Source organism: Paenisporosarcina macmurdoensis, from assembly GCF_042658845.1.
GTDB classification, from domain to species: domain Bacteria; phylum Bacillota; class Bacilli; order Bacillales_A; family Planococcaceae; genus Paenisporosarcina; species Paenisporosarcina macmurdoensis.
In genome coordinates, this window is the sequence record NZ_JBHSRI010000006.1 from 73,697 (window position 1) to 92,706 (window position 19,010).

Annotated in this window: 23 protein-coding genes and 1 pseudogene; 23 read left to right on the forward strand and 1 reads right to left on the reverse strand. The window is 41.5% G+C overall.

The annotated features are described in order from the left end of the window. Nucleotides 1-211 precede the first annotated feature (211 nt). Nucleotides 212-427: pseudogene (locus tag ACFPYN_RS06215) on the reverse strand (AzlD domain-containing protein); the annotation flags it as partial. 805 nt (nt 428-1,232) lie between these two features. On the opposite strand from ACFPYN_RS06215, the gene ilvB reads away from it, so the two are divergent. From ilvB to rplE, 23 genes are all read left to right on the forward strand, one after another. After that, a complete protein-coding gene (gene ilvB / locus ACFPYN_RS06220; protein WP_377733184.1) occupies nt 1,233-2,951 on the forward strand; it encodes a biosynthetic-type acetolactate synthase large subunit in 1,719 nt (572 codons plus the stop codon). After that, entirely contained in the window at nt 2,948-3,457 is a 510-nt protein-coding gene (gene ilvN, locus ACFPYN_RS06225; RefSeq protein WP_377733144.1) for an acetolactate synthase small subunit, read from the forward strand. Before ilvB ends, ilvN begins: the two co-directional genes overlap by 4 nt. Before the next feature lie 31 nt (nt 3,458-3,488). Continuing rightward, nucleotides 3,489-4,520 (forward strand): ketol-acid reductoisomerase, encoded by a 1,032-nt coding sequence (gene ilvC / locus ACFPYN_RS06230; protein WP_377733145.1) that lies wholly within the window; start codon nt 3,489-3,491, stop codon nt 4,518-4,520. Beyond that, nucleotides 4,507-6,048 carry a 2-isopropylmalate synthase gene (locus tag ACFPYN_RS06235; protein WP_377733146.1) on the forward strand — a complete coding sequence of 514 codons (1,542 nt, stop codon included), beginning with the start codon at nt 4,507-4,509 and terminating at the stop codon, nt 6,046-6,048. The genes ilvC and ACFPYN_RS06235 overlap by 14 nt, the downstream gene beginning before the upstream one ends. Nucleotides 6,049-6,073: 25 nt before the next feature. Continuing rightward, on the forward strand, nt 6,074-7,174 hold the full coding sequence (leuB, locus tag ACFPYN_RS06240) for a 3-isopropylmalate dehydrogenase (RefSeq protein ID WP_377733147.1): 1,101 nt from the start codon (nt 6,074-6,076) through the stop codon (nt 7,172-7,174). 18 nt (nt 7,175-7,192) lie between these two features. Further along, nucleotides 7,193-8,611 (forward strand): 3-isopropylmalate dehydratase large subunit, encoded by a 1,419-nt coding sequence (leuC, locus tag ACFPYN_RS06245; RefSeq protein WP_377733148.1) that lies wholly within the window; start codon nt 7,193-7,195, stop codon nt 8,609-8,611. Nucleotides 8,612-8,636: 25 nt separating this feature from the next. Beyond that, the gene (gene leuD / locus ACFPYN_RS06250; RefSeq protein ID WP_377733149.1) at nt 8,637-9,227 is read left to right on the forward strand and encodes a 3-isopropylmalate dehydratase small subunit; all 591 of its coding nucleotides are present in this window, start codon (nt 8,637-8,639) and stop codon (nt 9,225-9,227) included. Between the two features lie 81 nt (nt 9,228-9,308). Beyond that, entirely contained in the window at nt 9,309-10,244 is a 936-nt protein-coding gene (locus ACFPYN_RS06255; RefSeq protein WP_377733185.1) for a threonine ammonia-lyase, read from the forward strand. Between the two features lie 779 nt (nt 10,245-11,023). After that, nucleotides 11,024-12,340, forward strand: coding sequence for a Na+/H+ antiporter family protein (locus ACFPYN_RS06260; protein WP_377733150.1), 1,317 nt, complete (start codon nt 11,024-11,026; stop codon nt 12,338-12,340). A 258-nt stretch (nt 12,341-12,598) separates the two neighbouring features. Next, nucleotides 12,599-12,907: a 30S ribosomal protein S10 gene (gene rpsJ, locus ACFPYN_RS06265; protein ID WP_004233624.1), complete on the forward strand. Its 309-nt coding sequence runs from the start codon at nt 12,599-12,601 to the stop codon at nt 12,905-12,907. A gap of 52 nt (nt 12,908-12,959) precedes the next feature. After that, nucleotides 12,960-13,589 carry a 50S ribosomal protein L3 gene (gene rplC / locus ACFPYN_RS06270; protein WP_024536504.1) on the forward strand — a complete coding sequence of 210 codons (630 nt, stop codon included), beginning with the start codon at nt 12,960-12,962 and terminating at the stop codon, nt 13,587-13,589. 25 nt (nt 13,590-13,614) lie between these two features. After that, entirely contained in the window at nt 13,615-14,238 is a 624-nt protein-coding gene (rplD, locus tag ACFPYN_RS06275) for a 50S ribosomal protein L4 (protein WP_377733151.1), read from the forward strand. Beyond that, the gene (gene rplW, locus ACFPYN_RS06280) at nt 14,238-14,522 is read left to right on the forward strand and encodes a 50S ribosomal protein L23 (protein ID WP_017381518.1); all 285 of its coding nucleotides are present in this window, start codon (nt 14,238-14,240) and stop codon (nt 14,520-14,522) included. Before rplD ends, rplW begins: the two co-directional genes overlap by 1 nt. A 45-nt stretch (nt 14,523-14,567) precedes the next feature. Further along, nucleotides 14,568-15,404, forward strand: coding sequence for a 50S ribosomal protein L2 (gene rplB, locus ACFPYN_RS06285; protein WP_377733152.1), 837 nt, complete (start codon nt 14,568-14,570; stop codon nt 15,402-15,404). Between the two features lie 60 nt (nt 15,405-15,464). Continuing rightward, a complete protein-coding gene (rpsS, locus tag ACFPYN_RS06290) occupies nt 15,465-15,743 on the forward strand; it encodes a 30S ribosomal protein S19 (RefSeq protein WP_017381516.1) in 279 nt (92 codons plus the stop codon). A gap of 19 nt (nt 15,744-15,762) precedes the next feature. After that, nucleotides 15,763-16,104, forward strand: a complete 342-nt coding sequence (gene rplV, locus ACFPYN_RS06295; protein WP_377733153.1) for a 50S ribosomal protein L22 — start codon at nt 15,763-15,765, stop codon at nt 16,102-16,104. A gap of 3 nt (nt 16,105-16,107) precedes the next feature. Beyond that, nucleotides 16,108-16,764, forward strand: coding sequence for a 30S ribosomal protein S3 (gene rpsC, locus ACFPYN_RS06300; RefSeq protein ID WP_024536508.1), 657 nt, complete (start codon nt 16,108-16,110; stop codon nt 16,762-16,764). A 1-nt stretch (nt 16,765) separates the two neighbouring features. Further along, nucleotides 16,766-17,200, forward strand: coding sequence for a 50S ribosomal protein L16 (gene rplP / locus ACFPYN_RS06305; protein WP_377733154.1), 435 nt, complete (start codon nt 16,766-16,768; stop codon nt 17,198-17,200). Further along, nucleotides 17,190-17,390, forward strand: a complete 201-nt coding sequence (gene rpmC, locus ACFPYN_RS06310) for a 50S ribosomal protein L29 (protein WP_016429890.1) — start codon at nt 17,190-17,192, stop codon at nt 17,388-17,390. The genes rplP and rpmC overlap by 11 nt, the downstream gene beginning before the upstream one ends. A gap of 18 nt (nt 17,391-17,408) precedes the next feature. Beyond that, on the forward strand, nt 17,409-17,672 hold the full coding sequence (rpsQ, locus tag ACFPYN_RS06315; RefSeq protein WP_377733155.1) for a 30S ribosomal protein S17: 264 nt from the start codon (nt 17,409-17,411) through the stop codon (nt 17,670-17,672). Nucleotides 17,673-17,718: 46 nt separating this feature from the next. Further along, nucleotides 17,719-18,087, forward strand: coding sequence for a 50S ribosomal protein L14 (gene rplN, locus ACFPYN_RS06320; protein WP_024536511.1), 369 nt, complete (start codon nt 17,719-17,721; stop codon nt 18,085-18,087). Nucleotides 18,088-18,123: 36 nt separating this feature from the next. Next, nucleotides 18,124-18,435: a 50S ribosomal protein L24 gene (gene rplX, locus ACFPYN_RS06325; protein WP_377733156.1), complete on the forward strand. Its 312-nt coding sequence runs from the start codon at nt 18,124-18,126 to the stop codon at nt 18,433-18,435. Between the two features lie 25 nt (nt 18,436-18,460). After that, nucleotides 18,461-19,000 carry a 50S ribosomal protein L5 gene (gene rplE, locus ACFPYN_RS06330; protein WP_108586011.1) on the forward strand — a complete coding sequence of 180 codons (540 nt, stop codon included), beginning with the start codon at nt 18,461-18,463 and terminating at the stop codon, nt 18,998-19,000. The last annotated feature ends 10 nt before the right edge of the window (nt 19,001-19,010 follow it).

Here is a 19,010-nt window from a genome sequence, read left to right on the forward strand (position 1 = left end):
CTTTCGGGAAAGGTCCGCGCTATGGGGGCTTTCATCAATTTTCCAAAGTTCTCTTAACAGTGGGTGGCTAAATGGCCATTCACTTTTTTTGATGAGAAGAATGGAGCTACAACAAAAAAACGAGTGGCGAATGAGCCACTCGCATGATAGGAAAACTATCCAGATAATTTTTTATTGTGTAAATTTTAGGTTCATATGGATTAAAATTTGTTCATGAGTAGCTGTGGTGTATAAGGAACAATATCAACCTATAAAAAGCTAATACTGCAATTGAACTCATAACCACGAGTATTACATTAGCTCCAGCAAACGCGAACACAAAAGCGGCGATGGCACCAATCAAACCAAATAATAAATTGCCTTCTTGAACAAAAAGAATAGCAGGAAATATCAACGCACCTAATACAGCAAAGGGAATATTTCTTATGTTTTACTGTTTTTATTTCAAAGGTAGAGGTCGATTCTTAAAAAAATACAGAAGAATGACCTCCTTGATTTCCGTTTGTTTTTATAATTCGTGAAAATATATTTTGAAATTGTTTGGTTTCTTGCAAACGTTAATCTAATAACAATGGAAACGCATACAAAATTTAGTAATAGTCAAAATAGACTGACAAGTGAGAAAGTGCCGATTGACAGGGAATTTAATAGGCGTTACGATAGCAACAATTTACTTTTACCAAGTTGAGAATTTGAGAAATTTATTGCTTTGAGATTAGAACTAATTAACGACCAAGAACGATTAGTTGTACATTTTCATGGAACTGAGAGAAGAGAATAAAGATTATCATACACTGTCATATATTTAGAATCTCGGCAATAGAATAACGCATCCAGATAAATTTTTGAAAAGTATTTCTGAAATTGATTTACTACAAAACCATATTATGAAAATCAATGACGAGGTTAAAGCAAGTGGAATGTGTATTCCCAGAGAGCCGGTATAGGTGGAAGCCGGTAATACACCCATTTGCGACATCCCCTCTGAGTGGAGTGCTGAAAGGTATATACCGTTTAGGCTCTCCCGGTAATCTGCACCAATAGGTTATCGTTATCAACGGATAAGCACTGCTTGTCCATGAGGCTGCGAATACGCAGTGAAATAGGGTGGTACCATGAAGCTTTTTCATCCCTATACAAAGAACATGTTTCTTTGTGTAGGGATGAAAAAGCTTTTTTATTTTTTTATTCACTAGAACTATTAAAAGGAGGCGGACGGATTGAATGTAAGCATGAAGGTAACAGATGCAACCCAACAGAAACTGGAATTCAGAGGCGCGGATGTCTTGATTCAGTCATTAAAACAGCAAGGTGTCGATTTGATTTTTGGCTACCCAGGAGGAGCAGTGCTACCGATTTATGATGCTATTCATAAAAATCCGATCCGTCATGTGCTTGCGAGACATGAGCAAGGTGCGATACACGCTGCTGAAGGTTATGCGCGAGTCTCAGGAAAAACAGGAGTTGTAATCGCGACATCGGGACCAGGTGCAACAAACCTGGTGACAGGAATTGCTGATGCCATGCTTGATTCACTGCCGTTAGTGGTTATTACAGGACAGGTTGCAACCTCAGTGATTGGAACGGATGCTTTCCAGGAAGCTGACATTGTAGGAATTACGCAGCCCATTACAAAACATAATTATCAAGTAAAGGATATACAAGACTTGCCGCGAATCATCAAGGAGGCATTCTACATTGCTTCCACAGGACGACCAGGACCTGTCGTGGTAGATATACCGAAAGATATTTCAGCTGAGGTGTTCCTAACAAACGCAGTCGAGGATGAGAAAGTGTATTTGCCCGGTTACCAACCAACTCGGACTCCAAACTACCTTCAAATCCAAAAAGCATTACAAGTATTAACTAAATCCAAAAAACCACTCATCCTAGCAGGTGCAGGTATCCTAATTGCCAAAGCCACGGACGAATTGAAAGAATTTGTGGAACGCTATCAGATTCCGGTGACCAACACATTACTTGGGCTAGGAAGTATCGAGGGAAACCACAAACTGTTTCTCGGAATGGCCGGAATGCACGGAACCTATACAGCTAATACAGCAATCTGCGAATGCGATGTGTTAATAAATATAGGAGCTCGTTTCGATGATCGCTTGACTGGCAATCTTGCTCATTTTGCACCAAACGCATTAGTCATTCATATTGACATCGATCCTGCTGAAATCGGCAAGAACGTCCCAACTGCCATCCCGATTGTGGCGGATGCTAAAGAAGCATTGCAGGCGTTATTAAATCAAACTTTTGAAGGGCCAGATACAGGACAATGGCTGGAAACTTTATCAGATAACACAGAGAAATATCCACTTTACTATAAAGCTGATAAGCAACGAGGAATTCTTCCTCAGCAAGCAATTGAATTGATCCACCGATTAACGAATGGAGATGCCATCGTCACGACAGACGTTGGCCAGCATCAAATGTGGGCAGCTCAATACTATTCATTTAATCATCCGCACAATTGGGTAACGTCAGGGGGGCTCGGAACAATGGGCTTTGGCTTCCCAGCTGCAATTGGGGCACAACTTGCGAAGCCAAATTCTAAAGTAATCTCCATCGTAGGGGACGCAGGATTTCAAATGACCTTGCAGGAATTATCGTTGTTGCAGGAATTACGTCTGCCAGTGAAAATTATCATTTTAAACAATCGGTGTCTCGGTATGGTGAGACAGTGGCAGGAGACCTTCTACGAAGAACGATATTCACAATCTCTACTACATGTTCAACCAGACTTTGTGAAACTGGCACAGGCTTATGATATTCAAGGATACAAAGTTGAAACGATGGAAGAAGCAGAAAGAGTGTTTGCAGAAGCCATTAATTCAAATGAACCTGTGCTAATTGATTGTCGAGTGACGCAAATGGAAAACGTCTATCCGATGGTCGCACCAGGGAGAGGGTTGAATGAAATGATTGGAGTGAATGGCGAGTGAAACGGATTATAACAGCTACGGTAATCAATCAAAGTGGCGTAATGAACCGCGTTACAGGACTTTTAATGAAAAGGCAGTTCAATATTGAAAGTATTTCAGTAGGTCACACTGAACAGCCAGGAATGTCCAAAATGACGTTTGTGGTCAATGTTGAAGATGAAGGGAAGCTAGAGCAGCTACTGAAGCAACTGCAGAAACAAATTGATGTCATCAAAGTTAATGACATAACAGATAAAGCGATTGTCATAAGGGAATTGGCACTGATCAAAGTAGTCACTCCACCATCCGTCAGAAATGAAATTTATAGCATTGTTGAACCATTTCGAGCGACAGTCGTGGATATGAGCAAAAATATTACGACATTTCAAGTGATTGGCCATCCAGAAAAGATTGAAGCGTTCATTGATTTAATGAAACCATATGGCATTAAGGAAATAACTAGATCAGGCGTGTCAGCATTTGTCCGGGAGACGCAAAAATCACAGACAGAAAAATTATCAATTTAATAAAACCCAAAAAACCCGAGGAGGAATTAAAATGGCAAAAATGTATTATAACCAAGACGTAAACGAACAGGTATTGAAGGGTCAAACAATCGCAATCATCGGTTATGGATCTCAAGGTCATGCACATGCACAAAATCTAAATGATTCAGGATTTAATGTGGTAGTAGGCGTACGACCTGGAAAATCTTTTGATCAAGCCACAGTAGACGGTTTGCACGTTACATCAGCAGCAGAAGCAGCGAAGGTGGCAGATGTCATCATGATGCTCGTTCCAGATGAACGTCAGACACAAGTTTATAACGAAGATATCAAACCAGGGCTTACTGCTGGGAAATCGCTAGTTTTTGCTCACGGTTTTAACGTTCATTTCAACCAGATTGTGGCTCCTGAAAATGTCGATGTATTTTTAGTAGCACCAAAAGGACCCGGACATCTTGTTCGTCGGACATTTGAAGCTGGAGCCGGAGTTCCTGCTCTAATCGCGATTCACCAAGACGTTTCTGGCCAAGCACAAGATGTAGCACTTGCTTATGCAAAAGGAATTGGCAGTACTCGTGCTGGAGTTTTGGAAACGACGTTTAAAGAAGAAACGGAAACCGATTTATTCGGAGAACAAGCAGTACTGTGCGGTGGGTTAACTTCTCTTGTGAAGGCAGGTTTTGAAACGCTTGTGGAAGCAGGATATCAGCCGGAACTTGCTTACTTTGAATGCATGCACGAATTAAAATTAATTGTAGATTTGATGTATGAAGGTGGAATGTCAGGCATGCGTTCATCCATTTCAGATACTGCACAGTGGGGGGACTTTGTTTCAGGACCACGAGTTGTTGATGAAGGTACTAAAGCACGCATGAAGGATATTCTCAGCGACATTCAAACAGGGAAATTTGCAAAAGGATGGTTGCTTGAAAATCAATTGAATCGTCCCGAATTTAGCGCGATTGAAAAAGCGGAAGAAGCTCACCAAATCGAAGTAGTGGGACGTGAACTTCGCTCGATGATGCCATTTATCAACGAAGGGAAACCTAAAGTAAAAGAGGTGGTCGCAAGTGCGAGAACTTGATATTTTTGATACGACGCTTAGGGATGGAGAACAGTCGGCAGGGATTAACTTAAATACTGCAGAGAAAATTGAAATCGCTCGTCAGCTTGAACGTTTTGGTGCAACGATTATTGAGGCTGGGTTTCCAGCTGCTTCAACCGGTGATTTCGAAGCGGTGCAGCGAATTGCTGGCACTGTAAAAAATTCAATCGTGACAGGACTTGCTCGATCAGTGAAAAGTGATATTGATCGAGCATGGGAAGCGTTAAAAGGAGCGGAGCAGCCTCATATCCATATTTTCTTGGCTACTTCACCTATTCATATGGAACACAAACTGTTGAAAACACCGGAACAAGTGGTAGAAATTGCGGTCGATTCAGTCAAATATGCTCGTCAGTTCTTTCCTCTTGTTCAGTGGTCAGCGGAAGATGCTTCCCGTTCGGATCCAGAATTTTTGGCTTATATTATTCAGAAAGTGATTCAAGCGGGTGCAACAACAATTAATTTACCAGATACGGTGGGCTACGCGACACCAAGTGAGTATGGTGCGATGTTCAGATATATGAAAGAGAATGTACAGGGTATTGAGAAAGTGAAATTGTCTGCTCATTGTCACGATGACCTGGGGATGGCGACTGCTAATACATTGGCAGCCATAGAAAATGGTGCAGATCAAATTGAAGGTACCATAAACGGCATCGGAGAACGTGCAGGAAACGTTGCGTTAGAAGAAATTGTCGTCGCTTTGCATATCCGCAAACAACTATACGGCATTAATACTTCTGTAAATCTTCAAGAGATCAAGCGTACGAGTCAGTTAGTTAGCCAATTGACTGGTAGTTTTATTCAGTCAAACAAAGCGATAGTCGGGAAAAATGCATTCGCTCATGAATCTGGTATTCATCAAGATGGCATGCTGAAGAATCCATTGACTTATGAAATTATCACTCCGGCATTGATAGGAGATGCGAGTACTGAGTTAGTGCTGGGTAAACATTCTGGTAGACATGCTTTCAAAGACCGGGCCATTAAAATGGGCTTTGAGTTGAGTGATGAGAAATTGAATAAAGCATTTGCCGAATTTAAAAAGCTGGCAGATAGCAAAAAAGAAATCGTGCAAGACGATCTATTTATCTTACTGACAGATCAGCAAATTAACGACAACCATACACCTGTCTATGAATTGGCTAGTGTGCAAGTGCAGTACAGTACGCAGAATATTCCTACAGCGACAGTATCTGCGTATCAACCTACTGGTGAATTAATTACTGAAGCCGCCATTGGAGCAGGCTCAGTTGAAGCGATATTCAACACATTGGAACGAATCGTCAAAGGTAAAGTTCATATTTTGGATTATCGAGTATCTTCCGTTGGTAAAGGGCGAGATGCATTAGGTGAAGCGGTTATCAACTTAAGCTATAACGGAGAGTCGGTTACCGGGCGTGATGTCGCACAAGATGTACTAGAAGCTTCGGCAAAAGCCTACTTAAACGCAGTCAATCGCCAACTAGTAAAAGTAGGGCAAAAAGTAGAAGTAGTGGCTGGGTAAAAAATAGGAACAGGAGGAATTTAAAATGGAAAAAACGATAGCGGTATTACCTGGAGACGGGATCGGACCAGAAGTTACTAGAGCGGCGGTTAAGGTGCTACAAACGATTGCCATGCGATATGGTCATACTTTCCATTTAAAGCACGCGGCAATCGGGGGTGAAGCGGTAGATAACTATGGTAATCCGCTTCCTCAAGAAACACTTGAGGTTTGTGACGCGAGTGACGCGATCCTCTTAGGTGCGGTCGGAGGGTCTAAATGGGATCAACAACCTTCTCATTTACGCCCTGAAAAAGGATTGTTGAACATCCGTAAGCACTTTGATTTGTTCGCAAATATTCGTCCAGTAAAAGCAATTCCTTCACTTTTAAGCTCATCGCCTTTAAAAGAAGATGTAGCCAGAGATGTAGATATGGTGATTGTACGGGAATTAACGAGTGGATTGTATTTCGGTGAACCAAAAAGGCGCTCTGATAAGTCGGCAGTTGATACGCTGGTCTATACAAGAGAAGAAATTGAGCGTGTAGTTAATCAAGCGTTTGAAATCGCTCGTACACGAAGAGGGAAAGTAACGTCTATCGACAAAGCCAATGTGCTTGAAACGAGCAAGTTATGGCGTGAAGTTGTGGAAGAACGCAAGCAAGCCTATCCTGATATCGAAGTGGAGCATATGCTTGTTGATTCTGCAGCTATGAAGCTGATTACCAATCCACGTACATTTGACGTAATCGTTACTGAAAATATGTTTGGAGATATTTTGAGCGATGAAGCGTCCGTGATTACAGGATCACTCGGCATGTTGCCTTCTGCCAGCATTCGCTCGGACGGCTTTGGAATGTATGAGCCAGTACATGGTTCTGCACCAGATATCGCTGGACATAACAAAGCGAATCCTTGTGGAGCGATTTTGTCTGCAGCGATGATGTTAAAACATTCTTTTGGTCTACACTCGGAAGCAATGGCAATTGAAGAAGCTGTGTTAAGCGTGTTAAACGATGGATATTGCACAGGTGACTTGTCTGCAGGTGGCAAACGAGTTGTCCCTACTGAAACTTTCGTCACGAAAGTCATTGAAGAACTTGAGAGAGAATTTGTATCTGAACACATTATGTATTCCTATGTTTAGGTGAATGGAGGAGAACTCATGCAAAAAACGATTATTGAAAAGATATGGGAACAACATATAGTTTACGAAGAACAGGGAAAGCCGGATCTCCTATATATTGATCTTCATTTATTGCACGAAGTTACTTCTCCTCAAGCGTTTGAGGGCTTACGTCTCAATAATCGAAAGGTTCGCCGACCAGATTTGTGCTTTGCGACAATGGACCACAACGTGCCAACGAGAAACCGTGAAACCATTAAAGATCCGATTGCCCTTAAACAGATTACTACCCTTCAGGACAATTGCGAAGAGTTCGGTGTACCACTTGCTGGAATCAATCATCCAGATCAAGGAATCGTTCACGTGATTGGACCTGAGCTTGGATTGACCCAACCAGGTAAAACCATTGTCTGTGGGGACAGCCATACGTCCACTCACGGGGCATTTGGCGCATTAGCATTCGGTATCGGGACGAGTGAAGTGGAGCATGTACTATCCACTCAAACCCTTTGGCAATCTAAACCCAAGACGATGGAGATACGCATTGATGGGCAACTTGGTTTCGGTGTAACGGCAAAGGATGTCATTCTGGCGATTATTGCTAAGTTCGGTATTGATATGGGAACAGGTCACATTGTGGAGTACACGGGTGAAGCCATCCGCAACTTAACGATGGAACAACGCATGACGATTTGTAATATGTCTATTGAAGCCGGGGCTCGCGCGGGGCTAATTAGTCCGGATGAAAAAACAGTGGAGTACTTAAGAGGACGAAGACATGTTCCACAAGGTGCTGATTTTGATAAAGAAGCAACGTATTGGTTATCACTTGCAAGCGATTCGGACGCGACATACGATGTATCGTTGAGCATTCATTGTGATGAAATATCCCCATTTGTCACATGGGGTACTAATCCTTCAATGGGTACTGGTATTAGCGGACATGTGCCGTTTGCAGCTGATTTTGAAAGCCTTGCAGATCGTGAAGCATTGCATCAAGCGCTTGCCTATATGAATCTTGAAGAAGGTACGCCGATGTCTTCAATAGCTATTCAACATGTCTTTATTGGCTCATGTACCAATGCTCGGTTAGGAGACTTGCAGGCAGCAAGTAAGGTCGTGGAAGGTAAACAAGTACATTCTACTGTAACAGCTATCGTCGTTCCAGGTTCCGCATCTGTAAAACGAGCAGCGGAAGAGGAAGGCTTGGATAAAATATTTCTTGCGGCTGGATTTGAATGGCGTGAAACGGGTTGCAGTATGTGCCTTGCCATGAATGATGATGCGGTTCCTGCGGGTGAACGCTGCGCTTCCACTTCCAACAGAAACTTTGAAGGACGCCAAGGAGCGGGTTCAATGACACATCTGGTCAGTCCTGTCATGGCGGCAGCTGCGGCTATAGAAGGACATTTCACAGACATTCGGTCGTATATACGTGAAGTAGTGCCATCATCATGAATTAGACGAATGAGGGGGCATACAAATGAAGCCAATTAATAAAATTGTAAGCATCATGACACCACTTGATCGAAAAAATGTAGACACAGATCAAATCATTTCAAAGGAATTTTTGAAGCGTATCGAACGCACTGGTTTTGGTCAGTATTTATTCCATCATTGGCGCTTCCATTCGGACGGAAAACGTGTAGAAGACTTTGTTCTTAATGATTCGAAGTATAAAGGGTCAGAGATTTTAGTGGCTCAGGAAAATTTCGGTTGCGGCTCCTCACGCGAACATGCACCTTGGGCGATTCAAGATTACGGATTTAATGTAGTCATTGCACCAAGCTTTGCAGATATTTTTTATAATAATTGTGTGAAGAATGGGATTCTGCCGATTCGACTGCAGGGATTCCAAGTGGATGAACTTATTAGCAAAGGAAAAGTTCAGGACTATAAGTTGGTCGTAAACTTGGAAGAGCAGACCGTTGCAGGACAAGATGGTGCACGCTATGAATTTACAATCGATCCTTACTGGAAAGATATGCTGCTAAATGGTTGGGATGAAATCGCATTAACGTTCAAGTATGATGCGTATATCACGGACTACGAGCAAAAAACACAGCAAATGTAAATAACGTTAAAAGGAGATGGATGTATTGGGGATTACTATGGAACCGAAGGAATATACAACGCTTTTGAAAAACTAACAACGATTGTCCACCGTACGCCATGTAAACAATCAAGCACATTGAACAACATCACGGGCAGTAAAGTATATTTGAAACTTGAAAATCTACAGAAAACAGGTTCTTTCAAAGTCCGTGGAGCGTTCAATAAAATTAGTCAATTATCAGAAGAAGAATGCGCAAAAGGAATCATTGCTGCTTCAGCGGGAAATCACGCGCAAGGCGTGGCACTCGCGTGTAGAGAAAAAGGCATACCAGTAACTATCTTTATGCCTGAAACAACTCCACAAGCAAAAGTGATGGCAACACGCCAGTATGGGGCAGACGTTCGTCTTGTTGGCAATAATTTTGATGAAGCCTATGCAGCTTCAAAAAAACAACAACTAGTAACTGGAGCAACTTTCGTCCATCCTTTTGATGACTTGGCAATTATTGAAGGCCAAGCGACGGTAGCAATGGAAATGTTGCAGCAATGTCCAGACCTCGATACCATCATTGTTCCGACAGGAGGGGGAGGCTTGCTTGCGGGGACGGCACTTGCGGTAAAATTAATCCGGCCTTCTGTGCGGGTCATTGGCGTTCAGGCTCAAGTGACTTCTCCGATTGCATCGATTTTCCGTGACACCAACTATGTATCGAATATGTTCTTATCAACCATGGCAGAAGGCATCAATGTAAGAGTGCCAGGTAAGCTAACGACAAAGATCATACAATCTTATGTGGATGACGTGATTACGGTGACTGAAGAGGAAATCGCCTCATCTATACTCTTTATGTTAGAACGCGAAAAAATGCTAGTTGAAGGTGCAGGAGCTGCTGCGGTGGCAGTTGCTCTTCATCATCACCTCCCAAGCACATCCACTAGTACAGGAATTATTGTTAGTGGAGGCAATTATGACATCAGCAAATTGGATGAGTGCCGTAAAACTGCAACGGGTATAGTTGTGGCAAGTTCATTTTAATAATTAATACCCTTCGCCGGCAAAGCGAAGGGTATTTTTTAGGTTCTGTAAAACGACGCTGTGGTTAATCGTACATTTGCGCTGGCCGCTTGTTCCGTATGAGCCAACAAGTATGAAAACCACATACTTGTGGGTCTCATTCTTCACGCTCATGCGGCACGCTAGGCGCAAATGTTCTCTTTTGTTTTTTTATATAATTTGCGCACTATCAAGGATTCAGTTTGTAGTTATAGTGATACATACTTAAATTAAATTTCACTCAACGTCTGCCACTTATATCTTGAAGATATAAGGAGCAGGATGAGACAGAAGTAGTATCTTCGGTCGAACATCTATGTAAAGAAATCCTCTATTCTTTAGTTAAACGAGACCAAATTACGGTTTGTTTCCAGGTTGTAAGGGAGCGAAGGATGTACACCCGCCGCAGGATAATCTCCCGAAATAAAGGGGCGAGTGACGTAGTCACAAGCCCATCCTTTTTATTCTCTAGATTATTGTGCAGTGGGTTAAGCATCCTAAGCGTACTGCAAACCTGTTCGTGTATCCTTTTATTTCTAGGCTTTCTCTTGTGTAGGGAAGAATTAATGTAAATAGAAGTAGTATAGATTCACGCATAGGAAATCAACTATAAGAAGAAGTACTATACGTTCAGCAGTAGGTACACTTTATATTTTTCAGACTTTTCGTGCTTTAGTCAAACCTATTGACATCGATTTAGTGATTTGTTAATTTAGGTTGTGTACTTTAACGTATTAGCAAACTAAAGGAGATAGATATATATGAACGCGGTAATAATTGCGGTTGTAGTAATGTTGGTACTTAGCTTACTACGTGTTAACGTGGTATTTGCTCTACTGATTGGAGCGATCACGGGTGGGTTAGCTGGCGGGTTGTCAATGTCTGATACCATCACAGCTTTTACAGATGGCTTAGGAGGCGGTGCTTCAATCGCCCTGAGTTATGCTTTACTCGGAGGATTCGCAGTGGCGATTTCAAAAACCGGTATCCCAGAACTTCTAGTGTCAAGCATACTTAAACTGATTAAAAAGGATGGAGACACAGAAAAAACAGGATTGGCAAAAACGCTCATCATCTTATCATTATTACTAATGGCTGTATTTTCTCAAAATCTAATTCCGATTCACATTGCCTTTATTCCATTACTCGTACCACCAATCCTTCATGTGATGAATTTACTTAAGCTGGATCGTCGTCTCATTGCAACTGTATTAACATTTGGTTTGACGGCTCCATATATTTTATTACCTTATGGCTTTGGTTTTATCTTTCAAGAAATTATTGCTACACAAATGGAAGCGGCTGGCCTTGCGATTGATATGGCAGACATTCCTTATGCGATGTTGATTCCAACTGCTGGTCTTGTTATGGGTCTTTTAATTGCTGTCTTCATCTCGTATAGAAAACCAAGAGAGTATACGCGAGATATTATAATAGAAGAAACAACCGTAACCAACGTCAATAAAAAAATCATTTTCTTTACGGTTCTCTCACTTATTGCCGCACTGGTTGCTCAAATTCAAACTGAGTCGATGATTATGGGTGCACTCGCTGGAATCTTAACGTTATATGTTACAGGAGCTCTTAAATGGAAAGAAGCAGATCTCCTATTAACAGAAGGAATGCGTTTGATGGCGTTCATCGGTTTTGTCATGATTACAGCAAATGGTTTTGCTTCCGTGATTCAAGCGACAGGAGATATTGAATCGCTTGTTGGAAGTGCTTCGTCTCTATTAGAAGGAAATAAAGCGTTAGCTGCAATGCTTATGCTTGTGATTGGTTTGTTCATTACAATGGGAATTGGATCATCATTTGCAACGATTCCAATTATCGCTGCGATATTCGTCCCGTTAGCTGTTGAGTTTGAATTTAGTACACTAGCAATTATTGCTTTAATAGGAACTGCAGGTGCACTGGGTGATGCAGGCTCGCCAGCTTCAGACAGTACGTTAGGTCCAACATCAGGATTAAACGTCGACGGACAACACAATCATATCTGGGATACGTGCGTTCCGACGTTCTTACATTTCAATATTCCGTTACTAGTATTCGGTTGGATTGCTATCATGGTGTTATAAAGTAAGAACTTAATGTTCGGACTATTACCCAATCACTTGAAAGAAAATAGGATTCATCATACAATAAGAAAGCATTAAAAAGAATTTCGTGCAACCACTTGCGTTATTCTTTTTATTTATGTATAATATTGAAGTTGGTCTTTATCTGACTGCGATGATGCGAGAGGTTACCGACACACCCGGCCGCTTTGCCATGGCGGGATGTTGGAAAATTTTCGTTGAGAATGTCTAGTAAATAGGCGAAAAGGAGGGAAAATTATGGCAAAACAAAAAATTCGTATCCGTTTGAAAGCGTATGATCATCGAATTCTTGATCAATCTGCTGAAAAAATTGTGGAAACTGCGAAACGTTCAGGTGCAAGTGTATCAGGTCCGATTCCACTTCCAACTGAGAAGTCTGTGTACACAATTCTTCGTGCAGTTCACAAGTACAAAGATTCTCGTGAACAATTCGAAATGCGTACGCATAAACGTCTGATCGATATCGTTAACCCAACACCACAAACTGTTGATGCGTTAATGAAGCTTGACTTACCATCTGGCGTTGACATTGAAATCAAACTTTAATGGTAAACGACAAATAGAAATGAACAAACAATTAATGTAGGAGGTGTGACAAATGACCAAAGGAATCTTAGGTAGAAAAATCGGTATGACGCAAGTATTTGCTGAGAACGGTGACTTAATCCCTGTAACTGTAATTGAAGCTTCTCCAAACATAGTGCTTCAAAAGAAATCAGTTGAAACAGACGGCTACGAATCAATCCAGTTAGGTTTTGAAGATAAGCGTGAAAAGCTTTCTAACAAACCAGCAAAAGGACATGTAGCAAAAGCAAGCACTACTCCTAAGCGCTTCATCCGTGAATTCCGCGGCTTGAACATAGCTGAGTACGAAGTTGGTCAAGAAGTCAAGGTTGAAAGTTTCACAGAAGGCGATATAGTGGATGTTTCAGGCGTAACAAAAGGTAAAGGTTTCCAAGGTGTTATTAAACGCCACAACCAATCTCGTGGACCTATGGCCCACGGATCTCGTTACCACCGTCGTCCTGGTTCAATGGGGCCTGTTGCTCCGAACCGCGTATTCAAACAAAAGAAATTACCTGGTCAAATGGGTGGCACTATGGTGACGATCCAAAACTTAGAAATCGTAAAAGTTGATGCTGATCGTAACTTGCTACTTGTTAAAGGTAATGTTCCTGGTTCTCGTAAAGCATTAGTAGTAGTAAAAACTGCTATCAAAGCTAACTAATAAATAGAGAAAGGAGGAAACAGGAATGCCAAAGGTATCTTTACTTAACCAAACAGGTTCATCTGTTGGTGAAATCGAATTAAACGATGCGGTTTTCGGAATCGCTCCAAACAATAATGTATTATTTGATGCAGTAATCTCTCAACGAGCTTCACTACGTCAAGGTAATCATAAAGTTAAAAACCGTTCTGAAGTTGCTGGTGGTGGTCGTAAGCCATGGAAACAAAAAGGAACAGGTCGTGCTCGTCAAGGTTCGATTCGCTCTCCACAATGGCGTGGTGGTGGTGTTGTTTTCGGTCCAGTTCCACGTAGCTATAGCTACAAACTACCGAAAAAGGTTCGTCGCTTAGCTCTTCGTTCAGCTCTTTCTGCGAAAGTGTTAGAACAGAACTTCATCGTTCTTGAAAGCTTAATCTTCGATACACCAAAAACAAAAGATTTCTTGAAAGTGTTGAAAGACCTTTCAATCGAGAAAAAAGCTTTGTTCGTTATTGCTGAACTTGATGAAAACGTAGCAAAATCTGCTCGTAACATCCCAGGAGTATCAGTAGTATCAGCAACAGGCATTAATGTTCTTGACTTACTTGGACATGACAAAATTGTTGTGACAAAAGCTGCAGTAGAGAAAATCGAGGAGGTGCTAGGATAATGGAAGCACGTGATATTATTAAACGTCCGGTCATTACCGAGCGTTCTTCTGAAGTAATGGAAGAGAAAAAGTACACTTTCTTAGTGGACACTCGCGCCAACAAAACTCAAGTTAAACACGCAATCGAAGAAATCTTTGGAGTAGATGTTGAGAAAGTTAACATCATGAACTACAAAGGGAAATTCAAACGCGTTGGTAAATTTGGTGGATATACTAACAAGCGCCGTAAAGCTATTGTTAAATTAACTGCTGAAAGTAAAGACATCGAATTATTCGAGGTTTAATCCATACAGGATTCAAATTGAACTAATAAGAAGGAGGGAATAAACATGGCGATTAAAAAGTACAAACCTACCTCCAACGGTCGACGTAACATGACATCTTCGGATTTCGCTGAAATCACGACTAACAAGCCTGAGAAATCATTGCTTCAACCTGTCAAACGTAAAGGCGGCCGTAATAACCAAGGTAAGTTAACTGTTCGTCATCAAGGTGGCGGCCATAAGCGTCAATATCGTGTTATCGATTTCAAACGAAATAAAGATGGCATTCCAGGACGCGTTGCTACTATTGAGTACGATCCAAACCGCTCTGCAAACATCGCATTAATCAATTATGTTGATGGTGAAAAACGTTACATCCTAGCAGCAAAAGGATTAGAAGTTGGCGTAATGATTATGTCAGGTCCTGAAGCTGATATCAAACCGGGTAACGCTTTACCATTACAAAACATTCCTATGGGTTCTACAATCCATAACATTGAAATGAAGCCAGGTAAAGGTGGACAATTAGTCCGTTCTGCTGGTACTTCTGCTCAAATACTAGGTAAAGAAGACAAGTATGTAATTATTCGTCTTCAATCTGGTGAGGTTCGTATGATCTTAGGAACTTGCCGTGCTACAATTGGTCAAGTTGGTAATGAACAACACGAATTAATCAACATTGGTAAAGCAGGTCGTAATCGTTGGTTAGGTAAACGCCCAACTGTACGTGGATCTGTAATGAACCCGAACGACCATCCACACGGTGGTGGTGAAGGTAAATCTCCAATCGGACGTAAGTCTCCAATGACTCCGTGGGGTAAACCAACTCTTGGTTACAAAACTCGTAAAAAGAAAAACAAGTCAGACAAATTTATCGTTCGTCGTAGTAGCGCTAAAAAATAAAGTGATTCATCTGCGGTTCGCACGAAGAGCCGTAGCGATATCACTGAGGGAGGTTCCAAAATGGGCCGTAGCTTGAAAAAAGGACCTTTTGTTGATGACCATCTAATGAAGAAGGTTGACGCACAAAAGGATTCTGAGAAAAAACAAGTGATCAAAACCTGGTCTCGCCGTTCAACAATATTCCCGACTTTTATCGGATTAACGATCGCAGTATATGATGGACGTAAACACGTTCCTGTATATGTGACTGAAGATATGGTAGGACATAAATTGGGCGAATTCGCACCTACACGTGCTTATAGAGGCCACGGCAATGACGATAAAAAAACAAAACGCTAATTGAGAGGAGGATATCCTAATGCAAGCTAAAGCTATTCTTAGAACAGTGCGTATTGCCCCTCGTAAAGTACGATTAGTCGTTGATTTAATCCGAGGCAAGCAAATCGGTGAAGCAGTTGCGATTTTGCGCCTTACACCAAAGGCCGCATCACCAGTAGTTGAAAAACTATTGAAATCTGCGGTTGCAAATGCTGAGCACAACTTAGATTTAGATATGAATAAACTAGTTATTTCTGAAGTTTTTGTTGATGAAGGTCCAACATTAAAACGTTTCCGTCCACGTGCTATGGGGCGTGCAAGTGCAATTAACAAGCGCACAAGCCACATTACAATCGTGGTAACTGAGAAGAAGGAGGGATAATTCGTGGGTCAAAAAGTACATCCAATAGGATTGCGTATAGGCATTATTCGTGATTGGGAGTCAAAATGGTATGCAGAAAAAGACTATGCGACATTCCTTCATGAAGATTTAAAAATTCGTGGATATATCGAAACACGTTTGAAAGAAGCATCTGTTTCTAAAGTTGAAATCGAGCGCGCTGCAAACCGTGTTAACGTTACTATTCACACTGCTAAACCAGGTATGGTTATTGGTAAAGGTGGTACGGAAGTGGAAGCACTACGTAAAAACCTCAATGCAACTACTGGCAAGCGTGTCCACATTAACATTGTGGAAATTAAACGTCCGGATCTAGATGCGAAATTAGTTGCTGAGAACATTGCTCGTCAATTAGAAAATCGTGTATCTTTCCGTCGTGCACAAAAACAATCACTACAACGTACAATGCGTTCTGGCGCTAAAGGTATTAAAACTCAAGTATCTGGACGTCTAGGCGGCGCTGATATTGCGCGTGCTGAGCACTACAGTGAAGGAACTGTACCACTTCATACTTTACGTGCTGACATTGATTATGCACATGCTGAAGCTGACACAACTTATGGTAAGCTTGGTGTTAAAGTTTGGATCTATCGTGGTGAAGTCCTTCCAGTTAAGAAGAAATCTGTGGAAGGAGGCAAATAATATGTTAATGCCTAAACGCGTTAAATATCGTCGCGAACACCGTGGAAAAATGCGCGGAGAAGCAAAAGGCGGTAAAGAAGTAACTTTTGGTGAATTCGGCTTACAAGCTGTTGAAGCTAGCTGGATTACTAACCGTCAGATCGAAGCATCTCGTATTGCGATGACACGTTACATGAAACGTGGCGGTAAAGTTTGGATTAAAATTTTCCCACATAAACCTTATACTAAAAAGCCTCTAGAAGTTCGAATGGGTTCTGGTAAAGGTTCTCCTGAGGGATGGGTAGCAGTAGTTAAACCAGGAAAAGTAATGTTCGAAATTGCGGGTGTCACTGAAGAGGTAGCACGTGAAGCACTTCGACTTGCAGCACATAAGCTTCCTGTGAAATGTAAAATCATTAAACGTGAAGAAATTGGTGGTGAATCTAATGAAAGCTAATGAACTCCGTGACCTTACCACTGCAGAAATCGAACAAAAAGTGAAATCACTGAAAGAAGAGCTTTTTAACCTTCGCTTCCAATTAGCGACTGGTCAATTAGAAAACACAGCACGCATTAGCCAAGTACGTAAAGCTATTGCGCGTATGAAAACTGTGATTCGTGAAAGAGAAATCAGTGCAAATAACTGATAAAGGAGGTTTTCGAGCATGACTGAGCGTAACCAACGCAAAGTATACACGGGCCGTGTTGTTTCAGATAAAATGGACAAAACTGTAACTGTTATGATTGAAACATATAAAAAGCATAAACTTTACGGTAAGCGTGTTAAATACTCTAAAAAGTTCAAGGCGCATGATGAGCTAAACGAAGCTAAATTAGGCGACGTAGTTCGTATCATGGAAACTCGTCCGTTGTCTGCTACAAAACGCTTCCGTCTTATGGAAGTTGTAGAAAAAGCGGTAGTAATTTAAATAATATAGTTCGGAACAGACCATATTCCGAGAGGAGGTTACCTAAGTGATCCAACAAGAGAGTCGTATGAAAGTTGCTGACAACTCAGGTGCACGTGAAGTTTTAACAATTAAAGTGCTTGGTGGTTCTGGTCGTAAAACTGCTAACATCGGCGATGTAGTCGTGTGTACAGTTAAGAAAGCAACACCAGGTGGCGTTGTCAAGAAAGGTGACGTCGTTAAAGCCGTTATCGTTCGCACTAAAAGCGGTGTACGCCGTAAAGACGGAACTTATATCAAATTTGATGAAAACGCATGCGTTATTATCAAGGACGATAAAGGCCCGCGCGGAACTCGTATTTTCGGACCTGTTGCACGTGAATTACGTGACAATAGCTTCATGAAAATCGTATCTTTAGCTCCGGAAGTTCTTTAATTAAGGTGAAAGTGCTAAACAAGGAGGTGCGACAGAATGCATGTTAAAAAAGGCGACAAAGTTATGGTGATCTCAGGTAAAGCAAAAGGCAAAACTGGTACAATCATTGCTTCATTCCCAAAAACAGACCGCGTAGTAGTTGAAGGTTTGAATCTGGTGAAAAAGCATATGAAACCAAACCAGGCAAATCCACAAGGTGGAATTGTAAGCCAAGAGGCATCAATTCACGTATCGAACGTTATGTTAATCGACCCTAAATCAGGCGAGCCGACTCGCGTAAGTTACAAAGTGGAAGATGGCAAAAAAGTTCGTGTTGCAAAAAAATCAGGCGAAACAATAGATAAATAAGTAAAAGAAGAAGGGAGGTACACACATGAACCGCCTAAAAGAAAAATTTCTTAAGGAAGTTTCTCCTGCTCTAATGAGCAAGTTTGAATACAAATCAGTTATGCAAGTGCCACAAGTGAACAAAATCGTAATCAACATGGGTGTTGGTGATGCTGTTCAAAACACTAAAGCACTAGATGCAGCTGTTGAAGAATTAACAATCATTACAGGTCAAAAACCTGTTGTAACTAAAGCTAAGAAATCTATAGCAGGCTTCCGTCTTCGTGAAGGTATGCCAATCGGCTGTAAAGTAACATTACGCGGTGAGCGTATGTACGACTTCTTGGACAAATTAATTGCAATCTCTCTTCCACGTGTACGTGATTTCCGCGGTGTTTCTAAAAAAGCATTCGACGGTCGCGGTAACTACACATTAGGTGTGAAAGAACAATTGATCTTCCCTGAAATCGACTACGATAAAGTGTCAAAAGTACGCGGTATGGATATCGTAATTGTAACAACTGCGAACTCTGACGAAGAAGCTCGTGAGTTATTATCACAATTCGGAATGCCGTTCCAAAAGTAAACATAAGGGA

Excerpts from the sequence above, each read along its gene's own strand:
- rplE (WP_108586011.1), top strand. The coding sequence starts at position 18,461 with ATGAACCGCCTAAAAGAAAAATTTCTTAAGGAAGTTTCTCCTGCTCTA.
- ACFPYN_RS06260 (WP_377733150.1), top strand. The coding sequence starts at position 11,024 with ATGAACGCGGTAATAATTGCGGTTGTAGTAATGTTGGTACTTAGCTTA.
- rplD (WP_377733151.1), top strand. The coding sequence starts at position 13,615 with ATGCCAAAGGTATCTTTACTTAACCAAACAGGTTCATCTGTTGGTGAA.
- ilvC (WP_377733145.1), top strand. The coding sequence starts at position 3,489 with ATGGCAAAAATGTATTATAACCAAGACGTAAACGAACAGGTATTGAAG.
- leuB (WP_377733147.1), top strand. The coding sequence starts at position 6,074 with ATGGAAAAAACGATAGCGGTATTACCTGGAGACGGGATCGGACCAGAA.
- leuD (WP_377733149.1), top strand. The coding sequence starts at position 8,637 with ATGAAGCCAATTAATAAAATTGTAAGCATCATGACACCACTTGATCGA.
- rplX (WP_377733156.1), top strand. The coding sequence starts at position 18,124 with ATGCATGTTAAAAAAGGCGACAAAGTTATGGTGATCTCAGGTAAAGCA.
- rpsS (WP_017381516.1), top strand. The coding sequence starts at position 15,465 with ATGGGCCGTAGCTTGAAAAAAGGACCTTTTGTTGATGACCATCTAATG.
- rplB (WP_377733152.1), top strand. The coding sequence starts at position 14,568 with ATGGCGATTAAAAAGTACAAACCTACCTCCAACGGTCGACGTAACATG.
- rplP (WP_377733154.1), top strand. The coding sequence starts at position 16,766 with ATGTTAATGCCTAAACGCGTTAAATATCGTCGCGAACACCGTGGAAAA.
- rpmC (WP_016429890.1), top strand. The coding sequence starts at position 17,190 with ATGAAAGCTAATGAACTCCGTGACCTTACCACTGCAGAAATCGAACAA.
- rplV (WP_377733153.1), top strand. The coding sequence starts at position 15,763 with ATGCAAGCTAAAGCTATTCTTAGAACAGTGCGTATTGCCCCTCGTAAA.
- rplC (WP_024536504.1), top strand. The coding sequence starts at position 12,960 with ATGACCAAAGGAATCTTAGGTAGAAAAATCGGTATGACGCAAGTATTT.
- ilvB (WP_377733184.1), top strand. The coding sequence starts at position 1,233 with ATGAAGGTAACAGATGCAACCCAACAGAAACTGGAATTCAGAGGCGCG.
- rpsQ (WP_377733155.1), top strand. The coding sequence starts at position 17,409 with ATGACTGAGCGTAACCAACGCAAAGTATACACGGGCCGTGTTGTTTCA.
- rpsJ (WP_004233624.1), top strand. The coding sequence starts at position 12,599 with ATGGCAAAACAAAAAATTCGTATCCGTTTGAAAGCGTATGATCATCGA.
- leuC (WP_377733148.1), top strand. The coding sequence starts at position 7,193 with ATGCAAAAAACGATTATTGAAAAGATATGGGAACAACATATAGTTTAC.
- rplW (WP_017381518.1), top strand. The coding sequence starts at position 14,238 with ATGGAAGCACGTGATATTATTAAACGTCCGGTCATTACCGAGCGTTCT.